The sequence below is a fragment of the Streptomyces drozdowiczii genome, assembly GCF_026167665.1.
In the GTDB taxonomy this organism is placed as follows: domain Bacteria; phylum Actinomycetota; class Actinomycetes; order Streptomycetales; family Streptomycetaceae; genus Streptomyces; species Streptomyces drozdowiczii_A.
On the sequence record NZ_CP098740.1, the window covers coordinates 4,838,513 to 4,856,673 of the forward strand.

The window sequence follows — 18,161 nt, forward strand, 5'->3', positions numbered from 1 at the left end:
GGGCCGGTGCGCGGACCTCCCCGTCCGCACCCCGCACCGGCCCGGAACCGACCCCGCCCGCTCCGTCCCCGTCCGAGCTCCCCCGTAGACTTCGACGCGTGGCAGGCAGGATCAATGACGACGATGTGAAGGCGGTACGGGACGCGGTCCCGATCGACGCCGTCGTTTCCGAGTACCTCCAGCTGCGCAACGCGGGCGGGGGCAACCTCAAGGGCCTCTGCCCCTTCCACGACGAGAAGTCCCCCTCCTTCCAGGTCAGTCCGAGCAAGGGCCTCTTCCACTGCTTCGGCTGCCAGGAGGGCGGCGACACGATCGCCTTCGTGCAGAAGATCGACCACCTGACCTTCGCGGAGGTGGTCGAGCGGCTCGCCGCCAAGGCCGGCATCACCCTGCGCTACGAGGAGGGCGGCTACAACCCCTCCCACCAGCGCGGCGAGCGGATCAGGCTGGTCGAGGCGCACAAGGTCGCCGCCCAGTTCTACGTGGACCAGCTGAACGGCCCCGAGGCCGAGATCGGCCGCACGTTCCTCGCCGAGCGGGGCTTCGACCAGGCCGCCGCCGCCCACTTCGGCGTCGGCTACAGCCCGGCCGGCTGGGACCACCTCACCCGCTTCCTGCGCGGCAAGGGCTTCAGCGACAAGGAGCTGATCACCTCCGGTCTCTCCCAGGACGGCAGGCGCGGTCCCATCGACCGCTTCCGGGGCCGCCTGATGTGGCCCATCCGCGACACCGCCGGGGACGTCGTCGGCTTCGGCGCCCGCAAGCTCCGCGACGACGACAACGGCCCCAAGTACCTCAACACCCCCGAGACCCCGATCTACAAGAAGTCCCAGGTGCTGTACGGCATCGACCTGGCCAAGAAGGACATCGCCAAGTCCAGCCGGGCCGTCGTGGTCGAGGGCTACACCGACGTGATGGCCTGCCACCTCGCCGGGGTCACCACCGCCATCGCCACCTGCGGCACCGCCTTCGGCGGCGACCACATCAAGATCCTCCGCCGCCTCCTCATGGACAACGGCAGCGCCCGCGTGATCTTCACCTTCGACGGCGACGCGGCCGGCCAGAAGGCCGCCCTGCGCGCCTTCGAGGACGACCAGAAGTTCGCCGCCGAGACGTACATCGCCATCGCCCCGGACAACATGGACCCGTGCGACCTGCGCCTGGTGAAGGGCGACGACGCCGTCCGCGACCTGGTCGAACCGCGCACCCCGCTCTTCGAGTTCGCGCTGCGCCAGATCGTCGGGCGGTACGACCTGGAGACCCCGGCCGGCCGCGCCGCCGCGCTGGACGAGGCCGCCCCCGTCGTCGCCAAGATCAAGACGGGCAGCGTCCAGCGCGAGGTCGCCGTCCAGCTGGCCGGCTTCATCGGCATCCTGGACCAGGAGTACGTCGTCCACCGGATCAACCAGCTCGCCCAGTGGGCCCGCGGCCGGGGCGGCGACCGGCGCGGACCTGCCCCCGCCGCCCGCGGTGGCGCCCGCCACCAGCAGGTCCAGGCCCCGCCCGCCCCCTCGGGCCCCGCGCTCAACCTCCGCAGCCCTGCCCACCGCACCGAGCGCGAACTCCTCAAGCTCGCCCTCCAGCGCCCCGAGCTGGTCGCCCCGGCCTTCGACGCCTACGGGTCCGACGAGTTCACCGCACCGCCCTACGCCGCCGTGCGCCAGTGCATCGAGGAGGCGGGCGGCGCCGAACAGGGCCTCGCCGACAGCCGCGAATACCTGGTCCGGGTGCTCGACGCCACGCCCAACGAGTCCGTCCGCAAGCTGATCACCGAGCTGGCGGTCGAGGTCTTCCACGGCAAGTCCATCGACGAGACCTACGCCGGGGAGCACCTGGTCAAGGTCCGCCTGCGCGCCGTCGACCGCCGGATCAACGACGTCCAGAGCAGCCTGGCCCGCCTCGGCAGCAATGTGGCCCCCGACCACCTCGCCGCCGCGCAGAACGAGGTCTGGGTCCTCCAGCAGTACGCCCAGACCCTGCGCAACCACGGCGCCGACGCGCTCTGACGCAGGGCCTGTCGTTCGGATCGGGCCGGGCTCGCGGGCTCCCTGATCCGGCCCGACCCAAACGACAGGCCCTAACCGGGCCGTCACGCGACGACCTCAGAAAGTCACCGCACGCCCCTCGTGGCAGCTGTGTGTCGTACCCCACACTGAGGGCGGTGCCCTGAGTCATCGGAGCGCGGCCACCACCCCCGCGGTCCGGCAGCGATCACCTGGAGGTCGCCCCCGTGCAGACCCGGACCGTCACCGAAGCCGAGCGCGCCCCCGCCGTCCCGTTACAGGCCATGGCGGCGGACCACCCCGAGGGGGTCATGGAGGAGCCGGACGAGCCCCCGGAGCCGCGCGGGAGACCGGAGGCCGGGCCCACCTCGGACCTGTTCCGCCAGTACCTCCGCGAGATCGGCCGCATCCCGCTGCTCACCGCCGCCGACGAGGTGGAGCTCGCCCGCCGCATCGAGGCCGGCCTGTTCGCCGAGGAACGCCTCGCCCGCACCCCCGACCCCGACACCCGCCTCGCCGTCGACCTGGACCGGCTCGTCGTCATGGGCCGCACGGCCAAGCGCCGCCTCATCGAGGCCAACCTGCGCCTCGTCGTCTCCGTGGCGAAGCGCTACGTGGGCCGCGGCCTGACTATGCTCGACCTCGTCCAGGAGGGGAACCTCGGGCTGATCCGCGCCGTCGAGAAGTTCGACTACGCCCGCGGCTACAAGTTCTCCACGTACGCGACCTGGTGGATCCGGCAGGCCATGTCCCGCGCCCTCGCGGACCAGGCGCGCACCATAAGGGTCCCGGTCCACGTCGTGGAGCTGATCAACCGCGTCGTCCGGGTCCAGCGCCGCATGCTCCAGGAACGCGGCTACGAACCCACGCCCGAAGAGGTCGCCGCCCACCTCGACCTGACGCCCGAACGGGTCGGCGAGATCCTGCGCCTGGCCCAGGAACCCATCTCGCTGCACGCCCCCGTCGGCGAGGAGGAGGACGTCTCGCTCGGCGACCTCATCGAGGACGGGGACGCCGCGTCCCCCGTGGAGTCCGCGGCCTTCCTGCTGCTGCGCCGGCACCTGGAGGATGTGCTCTCCACCCTGGGCGAGCGCGAACGCAAGGTGGTCCAGCTGCGCTACGGGCTGGTCGACGGACGGCCCCGCACCCTGGAGGAGATCGGCCGCATCTTCGGCGTGACCCGCGAACGCATACGCCAGATCGAGTCCAGGACCCTCAGCCGGCTCCGCGACCACGCCTCCGCCGACCAGCTCCGCGGCTACCTCGACTGACGCGCGGTCGCGTACGCCCGAGGCAGCCGCGGAAGCGGCCGTGCCGCTCAGTCGACCTCGGCGACCGCCTGGGCGAACTGCGCCGCGTACAGCCGGGCGTAGGCGCCCTTCGCGTCCAGCAGTTCGTCGTGCGTGCCCTGCTCCACGATCGAGCCGTTCTCCATGACCAGGATGACGTCGGCGTCCCGGATGGTGGAGAGCCGGTGCGCGATCACGAAGCTGGTACGGCCGTGCGCCAGACCCGCCATCGCCTTCTGGATCAGCACCTCGGTCCGGGTGTCGACGGAGCTGGTCGCCTCGTCCAGCACGAGTATCACCGGGTCGGACAGGAACGCCCGCGCGATGGTGATCAGCTGCTTCTCGCCCGCGCTGACGCCGGTGCCCTCGTCGTCGATCACCGTGTCGTAACCGTCCGGCAGGGTCCGGATGAAGCGGTCGGCGTGGGCCGCCCTCGCCGCCTCCTCGATCCGCTCCCGGCCGACGTCGCCGGAGGCCCCGTAGGCGATGTTCTCGGCGATGGTCCCGCCGAACAGCCAGGTGTCCTGGAGGACCATGCCGATGCCGGAGCGCAGGTCCGCCCGGGACATCTTCGCGATGTCCACGCCGTCCAGCGTGATCCGGCCGCCCGTCACCTCGTAGAACCGCATCAGCAGGTTGACCAGCGTCGTCTTGCCGGCGCCCGTCGGGCCGACGATCGCGACCGTGTGGCCCGGTTCGACGTTCAGCGACAGGTCCTCGATGAGCGGCTTCTCCGGGTCGTAGCGGAAGGAGACATGCTCCAGAGCGACGCTGCCGCGCAGGACGCCGGGGTGCTCGCCCTCGCCCTTCGCCGGGTCGGCGTCCTGCTCCTCGGCGTCCAGCAGCTCGAAGATCCGCTCCGCCGACGCGACCCCGGACTGCACCAGGTTGGCCATCGAGGCGACCTGGGTCAGCGGCATCGAGAACTGCCGCGAGTACTGGATGAACGCCTGCACATCACCGATCGACAGCGAACCGGACGCGACCCGGAGCCCGCCGACCACGGCGATCAGCACGTAGTTCAGGTTCGACACGAACATCATCAGCGGCTGCATGATCCCGCTGTTGAACTGCGCCTTGAACCCGGCCTCGTACAGCGCCTCGTTCTGCTCGGCGAAGTCCTTCGCGGACTCCTCCTGCCGGCCGAATACCTTCACCAGGGTGTGCCCGGTGTACATCTCCTCGATGTGGGCGTTGAGCTTGCCGGTGACCTTCCACTGCTGCACGAACTGCGGCTGCGAGCGCTTGCCGACCTTCGTCGCCACGACCACCGACAGCGGCACGGTCACCAGCGCGACCAGCGCAAGCAGCGGCGAGATCCAGAACATCATCACCAGCACGCCGATGATCGTCAGCAGGGAGTTGATGAGCTGGCCCATCGTCTGCTGCATCGTCTGCGAGATGTTGTCGATGTCGTTCGTCGCCCGGCTCAGCACCTCGCCGCGCTTGGCACGGTCGAAGTACGAGAGCGGCAGCCGCGACAGCTTCGTCTGGATGTCCTCACGCAGCTGGAACACGACCCGGTTGATGATCCGGATCGACAGCCGCGTCGACACCAGCATCAGCAGCCCCGCGCCGACGTACACCGCCAGCGCCACCAGCAGGACGTTGCCGACCGCGCCGAAGTCGATGCCCCGGCCCGGCGTGAAGTCCACCCCGGACAGCATGTCGGCCAGGCCGCTGTTGCTCCTGCGCAGGCCCTCGACGGCCTGCTCCTTGGTCGTCCCGGAGTCCATGGACCGGCCGATGACCCCGGCGAAGACCAGGTCGGTCGCCTTGCCGAGGATCTTCGGGCCGACCACGGAGAGCCCGACGCTGCACGCGACCGCGACCAGCATCACGTACAGGGTGTTCTTCTCGACGGCGAAGCGCCTCAGCAGCCGCTTCGAGGACCCCTTGAAGTCCATGGACCGCTCGGTCGGCGCCCCGCCCGCCATCATGCGTCCGCCAGGCCCGGCCATTACGCGGCCTCCGCTTCCGTCAGCTGGGAGAGCACGATCTCCCGGTACGTGTCATTGCCGTCCATCAGCTCGTGATGGGTGCCGGTCCCGACGACCCGCCCCTCGTCCAGCACGATGATCCGGTCGGCCTCCCGGATGGTGGAGACCCGCTGGGCCACGATCACCACGGTGGCCTCGGCCGTCTCCCGCCCGAGCGCCGCCCGCAGCGCCGCGTCGGTCGCGTAGTCCAGCGCCGAGAACGAGTCGTCGAAGAGGTAGATCTCCGGGCGCTGCACCAGCGTCCGCGCGATGGAGAGCCGCTGGCGCTGACCGCCGGAGACATTGGTGCCGCCCTGCGCGATCGGCGCGTCGAGCCCGTGCTCCAGGGCCTGGACGAACTCCTTCGCCTGGGCCACCTCCAGCGCGTGCCACAGCTCCTCGTCGGTCGCGTCCGGATTCCCGTACCGCAGGTTCGTCGCGACCGTCCCCGAGAAGAGGTACGGCTTCTGCGGGACCAGGCTCACCGTCTTCGCGAGCAGCACCGGGTCCAGCGTCCGCACATCGGTCCCGTCCACCAGCACCTGGCCGTCCGTCACGTCGAACAGCCGGGGTACCAGCCCGAGCAGCGTCGACTTCCCGCTGCCCGTCGACCCGATGATCGCGGTCGTCTCGCCCGGCCGCGCCACCAGGTCCACCGCCCGCAGCACCGGCTCCTCGGCGCCCGGGTAGCGGAAGTCCGCGCCGCGCACCTCCAGATGCCCGTGGGCGCGCAGCTCGCGCACCGGCTCGACCGGCGGGACGACGCTGGACTCCGTCTCCAGGACCTCCTGGATGCGCTCGGCGCACACCTCGGCGCGCGGCACCATCATGAACATGAAGGTCGCCATCATCACCGACATGACGATCTGCATCAGATAGGCGAGGAACGCGGTGAGCGCGCCGATCTCCATCCCGCCGCTGTCGATGCGGTGCGCACCGAACCAGACCACGGCGATGGACGACACGTTCACGACGGTCATCACCGTCGGGAACATCAGGGCCATCAGCCGGCCCGTGGACAGCGCCACGTCCGTCAGCTCGGTGTTGGCGCCCCGGAAGCGCCCCTCCTCGTAGCCGTCCCGCACGAACGCGCGGATGACCCGGTTGCCGGTGATCTGCTCGCGCAGCACCCGGTTCACCGTGTCGAGCCGCTTCTGCATCTGCCGGAACAGCGGGCGCATCTTCCGCACGATCAGGCTGACCGAGATCCCGAGGACCGGCACCACCGCGAGCAGTACCGCCGAGAGCGGCACGTCCTGGCCCAGCGCCATGATGATGCCGCCGACACACATGATCGGCGCCGATACCATCAGCGTGAACGTCATCAGGACCAGCATCTGTATCTGCTGGACGTCATTGGTCGTACGGGTGATCAGCGACGGGGCGCCGAACCGCCCGACCTCGCGCGAGGAGAAGGACTGCACCCGGTCGAAGACCGCCGCCCGCACGTCCCGCCCGAGCGCGGACGCGGTGCGGGCGCCGATGTAGACGGCCCCGATGTTGCAGACCACCTGGGCGATGCTGACGACGATCATCACGCCGCCGTACTGGAGGATGTAGCCCGTGTCCCCCTGGACGACACCGTTGTCGATGATGTCGGCGTTGAGGGTCGGCAGGTAGAGCGTGGCGCAGGTCTGCAACAGCTGGAAGACGACCAGCACCGCGATCGGTTTCTTGTACGGACCGAGATAGGCCCGCAGGAGTTTTATGAGCACGCGTGTCTCTCGGAGTCGGCGTAGGTCGGGGGAGCCGACCCATCTTCCGGCACCGCTCGCCGGGACCGCGAACGTTTTTATTCAAGTCCAGGTCAAAAAACAGACCCGGTCCATAATTTCGCGGCCCTCCGCACGCACCGTGGCGACGCACTCACCGTGGCGGGTCGAACGCCCCCGGGTGGATCTGGTCCCGCGTCGCGATGTACTGCTGGCGCACCGCCTGCCCCACGGGCAGTTCCTCGCCGGGCTCCAGCACCTGCGCCGCCGCACCCTGCCAGGCCGGGGGAGTGCGCCCGTCGAGCGCCCCCTGCGAGACCCCGAGCGCCCACGCCGCCTGCCGGGCCGCGCCCAGCGCCGCGTACTGGGCGGGCTGCGGTACGACGACCTGCGTCCCGAGCAGCGCGGGCGCCAGCTGCTGCACCGCGGGCAGCTCGGCCGCCGCACCCAGCAGGAAGACCCGCCGCACCTCCACGCCCCGGCCGCGCAGCACGTCGAGCGCGTCCGCCAGCGAGCAGAGCATCCCCTCGAACGCGGCCCGCGCCAGGTGCTCCGGCTTCATCGACTCGCGCCGCAGCCCGCACAGCGTCCCGGCGGTGTGCGGCAGCTGCGGGGTGCGCTCACCCTCCAGATACGGCAGGAGTACGAGCCCCGAGGAGCCCGGCGTCGACTTCAGGGCCAGCGCGGACAGCGCCTCAAGGCCCTCCACGTCCAGCATCTCGGCGGTCCCGCGCAGCGCGCGTACGGCATTCGACGTGTGCACCACCGGCAGGTGCATGCCCGTCGCGTCGGCGAACGAGGTGATCATCCCGGTCGGATCGGCCAGCGCCTCGTGGTGCACGGCCATCACGGAGCCCGAGGCCCCCAGCGACACGACCGCGTCCCCGACCCCGACGCCCAGCCCGAAGGCCGCCGCCATGGTCTCGCCGGTCCCCGCGGAGATCAGCAGCCCCTCCGGAGTCATCCCGGCGGCGTCGGACGGACCCAGCACCTCCGGCAGCGCGGCCTGGTGCCCGAGCGCCAGCTCCACCAGATCCGGCCGGTAGGACTCCGTCCCCGCCGACCAGTACCCCGTCCCGGAGGCGGCGCCCCGGTCGGTGGTCCGCCGGGCCGGCCGGCCCAGCAGCTGCCACACCAGCCAGTCGTGCGGCTGGAGCACCGCCGCCACCCGCTGCGCCTGCTCCGGCTCGGACCGGGCCAGCCAGCGCAGCTTCGCCACCGGCTGCGCGGACTGCGGCACCGCGCCGACCGCCTCGGCCCACGCCTGCCGCCCGCCCAGCCCGTCGATCAGATCGGCCGCGGCGGCCTGTGCGCGCTTGTCGTTGCCGAGGAGCGCCGGGCGTACGAGATTGCCCTGGCGGTCCAGGGGGACGAGCCCGTGCTGCTGAGCGGAGACGCCGATCGCCTGCACGCCTTCGAGCAGCCCGCCGGTGGCGGCCTCACCGAGGGAGAGCAGCCATGCCTGCGGGTCGGCCTCGGTGGCCTTGGCCTCGACGGGGTGCGGGGCGTACCCCTCGCGCAGTACGGCGCCCGTGTCCGTATCGCAGACCACGATGTGTGTGAACGCGGAAGAACTGTCCAAGCCGGCGACTATGCCCATACACAGATTCTGCCGCACCCCCGGAGGTTTCCCGTACCGGTGGTGCGGCAGAAGCGGCGGCGGGGCCGGCTAGGTGTTGGTGGTCCCCCAGTCGTCCTCGACGCCGTTGTGTGTGCCGCGCCCCCGGAAGGACCGCACCCGGTCCGTCACGGACGCCGGCACCTTGTCGCCGACCTTCTCGCCCACGGCGTGGTACGCCTTCCCCGCGAACTCCCGGCCGCTCTGGGCCGCGGTCTCGCAGGTGTTGCGCACGGCCGGGTTCTGGGCGAACTGGCGCGCGGACTTCTTCAGCTGCTCGTAACGCTCGCGCCCGGCCCGCGTGCCGAGCACGTATCCGAGGGCCACTCCGGCGATGAACGTGAGCCGGTACCGCATGGCTGCCACCCTTCCTTCGCTCCGTGCGACGTGTGCTGCCCGCCTACCCGCAGACGCCCGAGATCACCCCGGCCGATACCGATTGGCAAAGCACCCCCCTGCTTGCGCTAATGTATGTGTCGCAGCGAGCGCGCGCCGCCCGGCATCCGCCAGGCAGGTACGTTCGAGGCACCGCAGCAATCCCCTGTAGCTCAATTGGCAGAGCAGCCGGCTGTTAACCGGCAGGTTACTGGTTCGAGTCCAGTCGGGGGAGCGCGATCCCCTGTAGCTCAATTGGCAGAGCATTCGGCTGTTAACCGGAGGGTTACTGGTTCGAGTCCAGTCGGGGGAGCGATCGGAAGAGGACCCCTTCGGGGTCCTTTTTCGTATGCCCGGAACCGGTCGGCGAGCAGCACCGTCTTCATGGTCATCAGCAGCCGGGCAGCCGCAGCGGGAGATCGTATGACCGGCTATGCTGCGGCAGACGGTGCGCACACTTGTACGCGCCACGCCGAGACGGGGCGGTAGCTCAGCCGGTTAGAGCAGCGGACTCATAATCCGTCGGCCGTGGGTTCGAGTCCCACCCGCCCCACCCATTTCCCCAGGCAGAATCGTTCTGACCTGGGGAAACACTTTTGCGCGGGGCTGTCGTGGCGGCGCCCGGGGGACCCGTCCGCAGCGCGCGGCGATGCCCATGTCGTGGGTGGCCCGGACGAGGGTCGTGCCCTGTTCGGTGTTGAGGCGCAGGAGCGGCTCGATGATCTCAAGATTGCGCAACAGGCGCCCCGTCCGCTGTCCGGTGAGTGGTCGATACCATTCCGCGTGACCGAATCCCTGACCGAATCCGCCGACGGCGCCGCAGAGCCGGCCGCCCGGGGGCGGATATTCGCTGATCTGACCCCTTTGCGGACCTCGCCCGACTATCGGCGGCTCTGGTTCGGGAACACCGTCTCCTGGATCGGGCAGGGGATGACCGCGCTCGCGGTCTCGTTGCAGGTGTACGACCTGACCGGGTCGGCGTTCTCCGTGGGGCTCATCGGCGCGTGCTCGCTGGTGCCGCTCGTGGTGTTCGGCCTGTACGGCGGTGCCGTCGCGGACACCGTGGACCGGCGGAAGCTGGGGCTGGTCAGCGCGTTCGGCTCGTTCCTGCTGTCGGTGGCGCTCGTCGGGGTCACCGTGGCCGGGATCGAGCAGGTGGGGGTGCTGTATGGGGTCGTCGCGCTCCAGGCCGTCTGCTTCGCGCTCAACTCGCCCGCCCGCAGCTCCATGATCGCCCGGCTGCTGCCGGCCGAGCAGCTGCCCGCCGCCAACGCGCTGAACTCGATGACCAGCACCACCGGCACGCTCGTCGGGCCCATGCTCGGCGGTCTGATCGTCGGCTGGTGGGGCTACCGCGCCGCGTACGGGGTCGACGCCGTCACCTTCACGGCCTCCCTCTACGCGATGTGGCGGCTGCCCTCCATGCTGCCCGAGCGGGACGACGCGGCGGACCGGAAGCGGGCCTCCGTCCTGGACGGGCTGCGGTTCCTCGGGACCCGGCCCAATCTGCGGATGACGTTCCTCAGCGACCTGTGCGCCATGGTGCTCGCCCAGCCGCGCGCGCTCTTCCCCGTCGTCGCCGTCCTCTGGTACGGGGGCGACGCGAAGACCACCGGACTGCTCGTCGCCGCCCCGGCGCTCGGGGCGCTTCTCGGCGGGGTGTTCTCCGGGTGGCTCGGCAGCGTACGGCGGCACGGTCTCGCCGTCCTGGTCGCCGTCGCCTGCTGGGGCGCCGCCGTCGCCGTCTTCGGGCTGACCCGGCAGCTCTGGCTGGGGATCCTGTTCCTCGCGCTCGCCGGGGCCGCCGACACCACGTCCATGGTCTTCCGCAACACCATGCTCCAGGCGGCCGTGCCGGACGAGCTGCGCGGCCGGCTCCAGGGCGTCTTCATCGTGGTGGTGGCCGGCGGGCCCCGGCTGGGGGACTTCCTCGCCGGGTCCGCCGCCGACCTGACCTCGCCCGGTCTCGCCGTGACCGGGGGCGGGATCGCGTGTGCCGTCGCCGTGGGGCTGCTCGCGCTGCGGTGGCCGGCGTTCGCCCGGTACGACGCGCGCCACCCCGAGGCGTAGGAGGACCTACACCTCCCGCTCCAGCTTCGGCATCTCGCCCGCCGTCGTGCCGCTGTCGAACAGCGAGAACGGTGCGCCCTGCGGGTCCGTGAGCGCGGCGAACCTGCCGAACGGGATGGTCATCGGGCCGAACCTCAGCGTCGCGCCCAGCGACTTCGCCTTCTCCACCGCCGCGTCGCAGTCGTCCACCGCGAAGTACACGTTCATGTACGGCGGCACCTCCGGCGGGAAGTCGTCCGTCATCCTCATGCGGCCCAGGACCGGGTCGGCGCCCAGGTCGTAGAGCGTGAAGTCGGCCCCGTCGTCCACCATGCGCTGCACGCCGTACCCGAAGACCGCCGGGAAGAAGGTGTCCGCCTTCTCCGGGGTGCGGGTGAAGACCTCCGCCCAGGTGAACGCGCCGGGGACCATATCGGTCTCGAAGCCCCGGTGGCTGCCGGGCTGCCAGACGCCGAAGGTCACCCCGCCCGGGTCGGTGGCCAGCACCATCGTGCCGATGTCGCCCACCCTCATGGGCTCCACCAGGACGGTGCCGCCGTTCTCGCGGATCTTCGACGCGGTGGCGGCGGCGTCCGGCGAGGCCAGGTACAGGCACCAGCCGGTCGGCATCCCGCCCGGCCCCGGCGGCATCAGCGCGGCGACCGCCTTGCCGTCGACCTGGGCCTGGGTGTAATTGCCGTACTCCGGCAGCGAGTCACCGAACGTCCAGCCCAGCAGCTCACCGTAGAAGCGTTTCGCGCCCTCCAGATCGGTGAACGTCGCGTCGGCCCAGCACGGTGTGCCCTCGGTCGCTTCTGCGGGCATCGTGGTCATCTCCTCGTACGGGTGAATGCCCCCTTGTTCACGCTAGCCAGCCTTCACGCCCGCCGCCCGTCGGCTCGCGGACCGGCCACCGAGCGGGCCACGCCCAGCTCCACCAGGTCCTGCGGGCGCAGCCGCAGCTGGTCGGCCGTTTCCCGGACCCGGACCGGGGAGCGCTTCAGGATCGCGGCCGCGAGCTCCGGGGCGATGACCGAGAAGTAGCTGTCCGGGGTGACGTGCGTGTTGTCCGGCGCGGCCAGGGCCAGCGCCCCGCCGGAGCCGCCCTCGCCGATCACCAGTGTCGTGACCGGGACCCGGGCCGCCGCCACCGCCGCGAAGGCATCCGCGATGGCCGCCCCCGCGCCCGCCCGCTCCGCCTCCGCGTCGTTGGCCGCGCCCGGCGTGTCGACCAGCGTGAGGACCGGGACGCCGAGCCGGTCCGCGAGCCGGATCACCCGGGCAGCCGTGCGGTAACCCGCCGGGCGCGTCGCCGTACCGCACTGCGCGACGTACGCCACCGCACGCCCCTCGCGCACCCCGAATCCGCAGAGCAGCCCCGGGTCCGTGCCGCCGCAGCGGTCGCCGCTCAGCGGCAGGCGCGCGTCGAAGTAGGCGTCCAGATAGGACCCGGCGCGCGGCCGGTCCGCCGCCCGCGCGCGCAGTACCGCGTCCCAGCCGGTCTCCGGCGGGTCCGTCGCCGCGAGCGCCGCCGGGACGGGGGCGGGGGAGGGCGGGGTGTCCCCGCGTGTGAGCAGGCCGAGCCAGCGGCCGACCACGGCCGGCAGCTCCCCGGGCGCCACGACCGCGTCGACCGAACCGGCCGCGAGCTGCCCTTCGGCGGTGTACGCGGCGGGGTCGGCGCCGGGCGGACGCACCCGCGATCCGGCGAACCCGATCTGCGCCCCGGGCACCGCCAGGATCACATCCGCGCCCGCGCCCAGCGTGGCCCAGCCGCCGCCGGTCGTCGGGTCGCGCAGAACGGCGAGCTGCGCCGGGCCCGCCGCCCGCAGCCGCGCCGAGGCCCGGGCCACCCGCTGGAGCTGGGTCAGCGCGATCATGCCCTCCTGCATCCGGCTGCCGCCCGTGGCGACGAGCGAGACGAGCGGCAGCCGCCGCGCGATCGCCTCCTCGTACGCCGCTTCGAGCCGGTCCCCGGTGCGCTGCCCGAGCGACCCGCCCAGGAAGCCGAACTCGAAGGAGAGCAGCACGCAGGGGTGCCCGCCGACCGTGGCGGTGCCGTGCACGACGGACTCCCGCTCGCCGGTACGGGCGGCGGCCCGGGCCCGCGAGTCCGCGTAGCCGGTCCAGCCGAGCGGGCCGTCGCCGTCGGTGTCCCCGGCGGGGGCGGGCAGCTCCGTGAAGCCGTCGGTGAGGGCGGCGATCGCCTCGCGTGCCGTCAGCCTCTCAGCCATGGAGCGCCCGCTTCATGATCTTGCCCAGGTCGTTGCGGGGCAGCGCGTCCAGGTAGCGGACGGTGCGCGGGCGCTTGTGCGGGGCGAGCTGGGCGGCGACATGGTCCGCCAGCTGCTCGGCGGTGGGCGGGGCGGCGGGGTCGGCGGGCACGACCCAGGCCACGATCCGCTCGCCGAGGTCCGCGTCGGGTTCGCCGGTGACCGCCGCCTCCCGCACGCCGGGGTGGTCGAGCAGCGCGTTCTCGATCTCGCCGGCGCCGATCTTGTAGCCGCCGCTCTTGATCAGGTCCGTCGCCTTGCGGCCGACGATGCGCACATAGCCGTCCGGGTCGAGCGTGGCCATGTCGCCGGTCCGGAACCAGCCGTCGGCGGTGAGCGCGGCGGCCGTCGCGTCGGGCCGGTTCAGATAGCCGGTGAACAGGTTGGGGCCGCGCACCTGGATCTCGCCGATCGCGTCCGCGCCGGTGAGCGGGGTGCCGTCCTCCTCGACCAGGCGCAGCTCCACCCCGCGCAGGGGCGGTCCGACCGTGCCGGGGCGCGGGGCCCCGTCGGCCCGGACGCCCGTGTTCATCAGGGTCTCCGTCATGCCGTACCGCTCGATGACCCGGCGCCCGGTCGCCGCCGCGATGCGCTCGTGGTCGTGGACCGGCAGCGCGGCCGACCCGGAGACCAGCAGCCGGGCGCCCGCGAGTGCCTTGGCCAGCCCTGCCGACGCGTCCGGGTCCGCCAGCGCCTCGGCCAGCCGGTGGTACATCGTCGGGACGCCGAACAGCATCGTGCCGCCCGCGCCCAGCTCCCGGGCCACGCCCTCCGGCGAGAACCGGCCCAGGTGGCGCACGGAGCCGCCCCGGCGCAGCGGGCCCAGGACGCCGAGGATCAGCCCGTGGACGTGGAACAGGGGGAGCGCGTGCACCAGGACGTCGTCGGCGGTCCACCCCCAGGCGTCCTCCAGCGCGTCCAGCGAGGCGGCGAGCGCCCGGCGGGGGAGGACGGCACCCTTCGGCGGGCCGGTCGTCCCGGAGGTGTACACGACGAGCGCGGGGGACTCGGGGTCCGGTTCCGGGAGGGCGGCGGCGGGCGCGGGGTCCGGGGACGCGGTGGTGACGTCCAGGCGTGCCAGGCCGGCCAGGGCGGGCGGGAGCACGTCGTCGGGGGCGGCGAGCACCAGCGAGGGCGCGCTGTCCGCCACGATGTGCGCCAGCTCCCGTTCCCCCGTCTTCGGGTTCAGCGGGACGGCCGGCACCCCGGCCCGGAGCGCGGCGACCACCGCGACGACGGTGTGCGCGGTCGGGGTGGCCCAGACGGCGACCCGGCCCGCCCCGGCGAGGCGGGCCGCCAGGGCGTCCGTGACCCGGGCCAGCCCGGAGTAGGTGAGGATGACGTCGTCGAACCGGACGGCCTCGCGGGCGGCTGCCGGACCGGACACGTCCTGGAGTGCGGGCAGAAGTGGCATCACCCTGCGCACCCTAGATCGGCACGCCCGCCCCGACCCGGGAAACCGGCTGGATGAGGCCCGCCTCACGCCCCGCCCGCCTCACGCCGCAGCCGCCTCAGGCCCCGCCCGCCGCACGCCCGCGCCCCTCACCCGTCGCGCTGTACGTTCCGCATGCGCCCATACGCGTACACACAGCCCGCCAGCGCCAGGTCGGACAGGAGCATGTAGCCGATCGAGTACGAGTCCTTCGCGCTGTAGATCGCGCCCATCACCAGCGGTGGCACGAACCCGCCGAGCCCGCCCATCGCGCCGACGATGCCGGTCACGCTGCCCACCTTCGCCTGCGGGGTGACCTGCGAGACCAGGGCGAAGACGCTGCCGCTCGCCGTGCCCAGGCCCGCCGCCATGACCAGCAGCGCGATCGTGCCGGTCGGGGCGAGGCGCGGGTCGAACGCCTGGACGATCGCCATCAGGGCGGCCACCCCCAGCGCCACCGAGGTGACGAGCGCGGGGTGGATCCGGTCCGAGAGCCAGCCGCCGATCGGCCGGAAGATGACCGTGACCAGGGCGAACCCGGCCGCCTTGGTACCGGCGTCGGTCGGCGTCAGCTCGTACCACGTCTTGAGGTACGTCGGCAGGTACACGCCGAACGCCACGATGCCGCCGAAGCCGATCGCGTACAGCGCGGACAGCTCCCAGGTGACCCGCAGCCGGCCCGCCGAGCCCAGCCGGTGCGCCAGCGAATCGGTGGGCACCTTCCGGCCGGGGTGGTCGTTGATGAGCAGCCCGGAGAGCGCCGCGTAGACCACGAGGGCACCGGCGACCACGAGGAACGGCAGGTTGTCGCCGTGCTTGGCGATGCGCGGCGTGAAGTAGCCGGACAGCGCGACACCGCCCATGCCCATGCCGAAGACGCCGAGCGCCAGACCGCGTTTGGCGGGGGGAACCACGAGTTGACCAGCGGGATGCCGATCGCGAACGTCGTGCCGCCGATCCCCAGCAGGAACCCCACGGCGAGCATCGCCCCGTACGAGTTCTTCGCCGGGATCAGCAGCAGCACCGGCAGAATGGTCAGCGCCGAGGTCAGCGGGAACATCAGCCGCGCCCCGAACTTGTCGGTCAGCGCGCCCGCCGGGATGCGGCCCAGCGAACCGACCAGCACCGGCACCGCCACCAGCAGCGACTGCTGGAACGAGCTCAGACCGAGGCGGTCCTTGTAGTCCCCCGACATCGGCGCGATCAGGTTCCACGCCCAGAAGGTGAGCGTGAAGCCGATCGTCGCCATGATCAGATTCCGGTACGCGGCGGAGCCCGGGGCGTCCACGGGTGCGGGTGACTGCTTCGCGGCTGTGTCCACACGGCCAGTCAAGGACGGCCACGGGCCGTGGGCCCGTCGGCCTGCTCCGTACGGGGGACGCCTCCCCGTTCTTCGCGTATGCGCCGAAACTGCCACAATGGGGACCATGGATCGTCTGGACAGGGAAATCCTCGGTGTCCTCCAGGAGGACGCCCGGATCTCGTACCGCGACCTGGGCGTACGGGTCGGACTCAGCGCCAACGCGGCGGCCGACCGGGTCCGGCGGCTGCGCAAGGACGGCGTCATCCGCGGCTTCACGGTGATCGTGGACCCGGCCGCCGACACCCGCACCGGGCTCGTCGTCTTCATCGACGTGACCCTGCGGATGGACACCACCAACGAGACGTTCGAACGGGCGGTGCTGACCCTGCCCGGCATCACCGAGGTGGTGCATGTGACGGGCGGCCACGACTATCTCGTACGCGCCACCGCCGCCGACACCGCCTCGCTCGACACCCTCCTGCGCCGCCTCAAGCGCGAGGCGGGCGTCGCTCACTCCAACACCCGGGTCGCCCTGCGCGCCGCGCCGGGCCCGTGACATGGGGCGCCCTCACAACGGCGCCTCCCAGGTCACCGTCTCCGCCCGCGAACCGTCCGGCTCGTGCCCGTCGTCCGCCACCGTGAGCCGGACCGCGCCCCGCCCGTCCGGCAGGGTCGCCGTCGCGTCCACCTCCACCTCGATCGCCGACACCTCCCGCCGGTGCGCCGCCGCCAGCGCGCCCCGCAGCGCCGCGAGCAGCCGCTTGCCGACCGGCTCCGCCACCAGCGCGTCCACCGCCCCGGCGAACCGCACCGACGGCTGGAAACCGAGCACCGCCGCCGCGCCCCCGGTCTCCCGCAGCACCTGTCCCCGGAAAGTGGCCGGGGCCTCGGCGGGCGGCTGCTGGAGCGCGAAGATGGCCGTCCGCACCTCCTGGATCGTCGAGTCCAGCTCGTCCACGGCCGTCCCGAGCAGCTCGCCCGTCTCCCCGGCACCGGCCCTGCGGCGCGTCGACTCCAGCATCATCTCGGTGGCGAACAGCCGCTGGACGACCAAGTCGTGCAGGTCCCGCGCGATCCGGTCGCGGTCCTCGTACACCGCCAGCCGCTCCCGGTCCTGCTGCGAGTCCGCCAGCACCAGCGCCAGCGCGGCCTGCGAGGCGAACTGGGCGGCCAGCAGCCGGTCCAGGTGGGTGTACGCGCGCGCTCCGCGCCGCCGGGGCAGGGCGAGCGTCCCGATGAGCCGGCCGCCGCTCTGCAACGGCAGCATCATGCTCGGCCCGAACCGCGACCGTACCGGCGTCGTCATCCGGGGATCGGTCGCCGAGTCCTCGATGAACACGGCCTCGCCGCCGAGCAGCTGTTCCAGGACGGGGGAGCCGGGGGCGATCGCCGTGCCCACGAGACCGGCCGGGTCCTCGTGCGTCGAGGCGACCACGATCTCCATCCCGCCCGCGTCGGTGGGCTGGAGGATCACCCCGGCCGCCGCGTCACTGAGCAGCCGCGCCCGCTCCGCCACCGTCGTCAGCGCGTCGGCCGGATTCGCCCCGGTGAGCAGGGTGTTGGTGACGGCCGCCGCGCCCTCGATCCAGCGTTCCCGCTGCCGGGCGCTCTCGTACAGCCGGGCGTTGCCGATCGCGATGCCCGCCTGCGCGGAGAGGACCTTCAGCAGCCCCGCGTCCGTCTCGGTGAAGTGCCCGGTGTGCTTCTCGGCGAGGTAGATGTTGCCGAAGACCTCGCGGCGCACCCGGATCGGGGCGCCGAGGAACGAGCGCATCGGGGGATGCCCGGGCGGGATGCCGGTGGCGCGCGGGTCGGCCGTCAGGTCGTCGGAGCGCAGCGGGCCCGGCGCGTCCACGAGCGCGCCGAGCATGCCGGTGTGCCCGTCCGGGAAGTCACCGATCGCCGCCTGCTCGTCCTCGGTCATCCCGCATACGTACAGCTCGCGGATGGTGCCGCGCGCGGGGTCCAGTACGCCCAGCGCCCCGTATCTCGCGTCGGTCAGGGCGGTCGCGGTGTCGATGATCTGCTGGAGCGTGGCCCGGAGCTCCAGGTCCGAGCCGACGCTCAGCACGGCTTCGAGGAGCCGGGGCAGCAGGGGCGACCTGGGCAGGCCGCGGTCCGTCACGCC

Annotated in this window: 12 protein-coding genes, 3 tRNA genes and 1 pseudogene; 7 read left to right on the forward strand and 9 right to left on the reverse strand. The window is 72.3% G+C overall.

Features of this window, described 5'->3' with window-relative positions:
- The first annotated feature begins 98 nt into the window (after nt 1-98).
- Nucleotides 99-2,006, forward strand: a complete 1,908-nt coding sequence (dnaG, locus tag NEH16_RS21960; protein WP_265544491.1) for a DNA primase — start codon at nt 99-101, stop codon at nt 2,004-2,006.
- A gap of 224 nt (nt 2,007-2,230) precedes the next feature.
- A complete protein-coding gene (locus NEH16_RS21965) occupies nt 2,231-3,274 on the forward strand; it encodes an RNA polymerase sigma factor (RefSeq protein ID WP_265544492.1) in 1,044 nt (347 codons plus the stop codon).
- A 47-nt stretch (nt 3,275-3,321) separates the two neighbouring features.
- Here NEH16_RS21965 and NEH16_RS21970 read toward each other — a convergent pair whose 3' ends face one another.
- The 4 genes from NEH16_RS21970 to NEH16_RS21985 form a co-directional block, all read right to left on the reverse strand.
- Nucleotides 3,322-5,253, reverse strand: a complete 1,932-nt coding sequence (locus NEH16_RS21970; protein WP_265544493.1) for an ABC transporter ATP-binding protein — start codon at nt 5,251-5,253, stop codon at nt 3,322-3,324.
- Nucleotides 5,253-6,986 (reverse strand): ABC transporter ATP-binding protein, encoded by a 1,734-nt coding sequence (locus tag NEH16_RS21975; protein WP_073965299.1) that lies wholly within the window; start codon nt 6,984-6,986, stop codon nt 5,253-5,255. Before NEH16_RS21975 ends, NEH16_RS21970 begins: the two co-directional genes overlap by 1 nt.
- Nucleotides 6,987-7,137: 151 nt before the next feature.
- Nucleotides 7,138-8,583 (reverse strand): FGGY family carbohydrate kinase, encoded by a 1,446-nt coding sequence (locus NEH16_RS21980; RefSeq protein WP_265544495.1) that lies wholly within the window; start codon nt 8,581-8,583, stop codon nt 7,138-7,140.
- A gap of 69 nt (nt 8,584-8,652) precedes the next feature.
- Nucleotides 8,653-8,958 (reverse strand): hypothetical protein, encoded by a 306-nt coding sequence (locus tag NEH16_RS21985; protein WP_018518286.1) that lies wholly within the window; start codon nt 8,956-8,958, stop codon nt 8,653-8,655.
- A 180-nt stretch (nt 8,959-9,138) separates the two neighbouring features.
- Here NEH16_RS21985 and NEH16_RS21990 point away from each other — a divergent pair.
- The 4 genes from NEH16_RS21990 to NEH16_RS22005 all read left to right on the forward strand — a co-directional run bounded on the left by NEH16_RS21990 (nt 9,139) and on the right by NEH16_RS22005 (nt 11,046).
- Nucleotides 9,139-9,211, forward strand: a tRNA-Asn gene (locus tag NEH16_RS21990).
- A 5-nt stretch (nt 9,212-9,216) separates the two neighbouring features.
- A tRNA-Asn gene (locus tag NEH16_RS21995) sits at nt 9,217-9,289 on the forward strand.
- Nucleotides 9,290-9,455: 166 nt separating this feature from the next.
- Nucleotides 9,456-9,529 (forward strand) — tRNA-Ile (locus NEH16_RS22000).
- Nucleotides 9,530-9,771: 242 nt separating this feature from the next.
- Nucleotides 9,772-11,046 carry an MFS transporter gene (locus tag NEH16_RS22005; RefSeq protein WP_265547313.1) on the forward strand — a complete coding sequence of 425 codons (1,275 nt, stop codon included), beginning with the start codon at nt 9,772-9,774 and terminating at the stop codon, nt 11,044-11,046.
- A gap of 6 nt (nt 11,047-11,052) precedes the next feature.
- On the opposite strand, the gene NEH16_RS22010 is transcribed toward NEH16_RS22005, so the two are convergent.
- The 4 genes and pseudogenes from NEH16_RS22010 to NEH16_RS22025 form a co-directional block, all read right to left on the reverse strand.
- A complete protein-coding gene (locus NEH16_RS22010; protein ID WP_374215612.1) occupies nt 11,053-11,859 on the reverse strand; it encodes a VOC family protein in 807 nt (268 codons plus the stop codon).
- A 44-nt stretch (nt 11,860-11,903) separates the two neighbouring features.
- Nucleotides 11,904-13,259 carry a carboxyl transferase domain-containing protein gene (locus NEH16_RS22015; protein ID WP_265544498.1) on the reverse strand — a complete coding sequence of 452 codons (1,356 nt, stop codon included), beginning with the start codon at nt 13,257-13,259 and terminating at the stop codon, nt 11,904-11,906.
- Nucleotides 13,252-14,712: an acyl-CoA synthetase gene (locus NEH16_RS22020; protein WP_265547315.1), complete on the reverse strand. Its 1,461-nt coding sequence runs from the start codon at nt 14,710-14,712 to the stop codon at nt 13,252-13,254. Before NEH16_RS22020 ends, NEH16_RS22015 begins: the two co-directional genes overlap by 8 nt.
- A gap of 128 nt (nt 14,713-14,840) precedes the next feature.
- Nucleotides 14,841-16,051 (reverse strand): annotated as a pseudogene (locus NEH16_RS22025) (MFS transporter).
- Between the two features lie 106 nt (nt 16,052-16,157).
- On the opposite strand from NEH16_RS22025, the gene NEH16_RS22030 reads away from it, so the two are divergent.
- Complete coding sequence (locus NEH16_RS22030) at nt 16,158-16,589, forward strand: Lrp/AsnC family transcriptional regulator (protein WP_073965588.1); 432 nt, start codon at nt 16,158-16,160, stop codon at nt 16,587-16,589.
- Nucleotides 16,590-16,601: 12 nt separating this feature from the next.
- Here NEH16_RS22030 and NEH16_RS22035 read toward each other — a convergent pair whose 3' ends face one another.
- Complete coding sequence (locus tag NEH16_RS22035) at nt 16,602-18,158, reverse strand: sensor histidine kinase (RefSeq protein ID WP_265544499.1); 1,557 nt, start codon at nt 18,156-18,158, stop codon at nt 16,602-16,604.
- Nucleotides 18,159-18,161: the final 3 nt, after the last annotated feature.

Coding starts and splice junctions, on each gene's coding strand:
- NEH16_RS21970 (WP_265544493.1), bottom strand. CDS start 5,253: ATGGCCGGGCCTGGCGGACGCATGATGGCGGGCGGGGCGCCGACCGAG.
- NEH16_RS21985 (WP_018518286.1), bottom strand. CDS start 8,958: ATGCGGTACCGGCTCACGTTCATCGCCGGAGTGGCCCTCGGATACGTG.
- NEH16_RS22030 (WP_073965588.1), top strand. CDS start 16,158: ATGGATCGTCTGGACAGGGAAATCCTCGGTGTCCTCCAGGAGGACGCC.
- NEH16_RS21980 (WP_265544495.1), bottom strand. CDS start 8,583: ATGGGCATAGTCGCCGGCTTGGACAGTTCTTCCGCGTTCACACACATC.
- NEH16_RS22015 (WP_265544498.1), bottom strand. CDS start 13,259: ATGGCTGAGAGGCTGACGGCACGCGAGGCGATCGCCGCCCTCACCGAC.
- NEH16_RS22020 (WP_265547315.1), bottom strand. CDS start 14,712: ATGCCACTTCTGCCCGCACTCCAGGACGTGTCCGGTCCGGCAGCCGCC.
- NEH16_RS22010 (WP_374215612.1), bottom strand. CDS start 11,859: ATGACCACGATGCCCGCAGAAGCGACCGAGGGCACACCGTGCTGGGCC.